The organism is Streptomyces sp. NPDC055254 (assembly GCF_053606025.1).
This window is the reverse complement of record NZ_JBSGQV010000098.1, coordinates 1-1,544: the sequence shown is the minus strand read 5'-3', so window position 1 is coordinate 1,544 and position 1,544 is coordinate 1. Positions and strand designations below refer to the sequence as shown.

2 protein-coding genes and 1 pseudogene are annotated in these 1,544 nt (G+C 61.9%); 2 read left to right on the top strand and 1 reads right to left on the bottom strand.

Going from position 1 to position 1,544, the window contains the following annotated elements; translation table 11 throughout:
* Positions 1-185: 185 nt before the first annotated feature.
* A pseudogene (locus ACWFQ8_RS33525) lies at positions 186-326 on the bottom strand (transposase); the annotation flags it as partial.
* Positions 327-651: 325 nt separating this feature from the next.
* Between ACWFQ8_RS33525 and ACWFQ8_RS33520 the strand changes: the two are divergent.
* Both ACWFQ8_RS33520 and ACWFQ8_RS33515 read left to right on the top strand, forming a co-directional pair.
* Positions 652-1,029, top strand: coding sequence for a hypothetical protein (locus ACWFQ8_RS33520; RefSeq protein ID WP_453790039.1), 378 nt, complete (start codon positions 652-654; stop codon positions 1,027-1,029).
* 79 nt (positions 1,030-1,108) lie between these two features.
* Positions 1,109-1,453, top strand: coding sequence for a hypothetical protein (locus tag ACWFQ8_RS33515; RefSeq protein ID WP_453790038.1), 345 nt, complete (start codon positions 1,109-1,111; stop codon positions 1,451-1,453).
* Positions 1,454-1,544: the final 91 nt, after the last annotated feature.

The window sequence follows — 1,544 nt, the reverse complement described above, 5'->3', positions numbered from 1 at the left end:
AGTACCGCTTCGTGTACTTGCTTCCCACCTGGCACTACTTCCTCTGGAACCTCAGATCCCAGTCTCCAGGTGTCCACGATCAAGGGGAAGCTTCAATCGACGAGATCATCGGCAGCGGCCGACCGGCCCCCCACCCTGCCCGGGTTTCCCCACCCCGGGCCCGGGCGGGCGGGAAACATGACCGCGAGGTAGATGCACTTCAGGGCGGCGTTCTCGGAGGGGAAGTGGCTGCGGGCGCGGACGGCTCGTCGGATCCTGGGGTTCACCGACTCGATCGCGTTGGTGGTGCAGACGATGCGCCGGATCTCGGCGTCGGACTGCAGGAAGACGGCAGTAATGCCGGTGACGATGCGGCAGCTCTGTCCCGGACACGGCCCTGACCAGGTCGGACAACATTTTCCTGTCCGGGACAGCTCCCGATCGTTGCCATTGACCTGCCCCTCTACCAGCCTTGAGGACGTCAAGCGTGATCGTCCTATCTGGATCCGAGGACGAGAAGCCACGTAACGCGTATTCGGTCTGCTCGTGGTGCCGATCTTGGGAGAGCGGGTCACAGGGAACTAGCCAGAGATTCCCCAACCGAACCTTGGAGGCGGGACATGTATTTCGAGTTCGCGCCACATCATCAACCTGAAGGGACACCACCTCACTATGCGGATCAAAAGCATCGTCATGGCCGCTGCAGCGGCAGGCTCGGTCCTCATGCTTGCGATCGCCCCGAGCGCCTGGGCCGGCACCGACGCTACCTCGGAGACGTCGGGAGCGAAAGCCAAGTTCATCAGCTACGGCGACAAGTTCACGGTCTGCGACACCTCGTGGGACACCTTCCAGCCCTACGTCGAATACAAGTACATACGAAAGAACGGCAGCCTCCAGCAGGAAGAGCACTGGAACGGAAACGGCGACGGGACCTGCGTCACTTGGGACCACGACTTCGGTGAGGGACGCAGCGTCACCTTCCGCGCATGCGTGGGCATCCCTGGTGTGCCCATCGATCCGTGCGACGACTGGAAGATAGGGATCGCATGACCACGACAAGCGCCACAAACACCAACACCGAAGGGTGAATGTTTTGCTTAGGAAGCTTTCTGCCGTCCCCATTACGGCTATGGGAGTCGCGCTTGTCCTGGCTGCAGCGCCCAGCGCCTCGGCCGGTACGGACGCCACGTCTTCCATCACCGGTTCATGGTCGCGGTTCATTAGCGGTGGCGACCACTTCGAGAACTGCGACACCGACGACGACGGACTGACGTCGTACATTCAGTTCCGGTACACCCGCATAGACGGCAGCCTGCAGAACGGATCTCACTACAACCCGGGCAGCGCCGGGGACTGCACCACCTGGAACCACAACTTCGGTGAAGGACGGCCCGTCTACTTCCGCTCCTGCGTCGACAACCTCGCCTGGCTCGAAGACAAGTGCGACCCCAGCTGGCGGAAGGGCACCGCCTAAGACCGTGTCCTACATGGTCAGTTGGCAGTTGTACGGGTCATGGGGAGTGGACGGTGGGGATGGATCGTTCCGGACGGGTTGTGGGAGATAG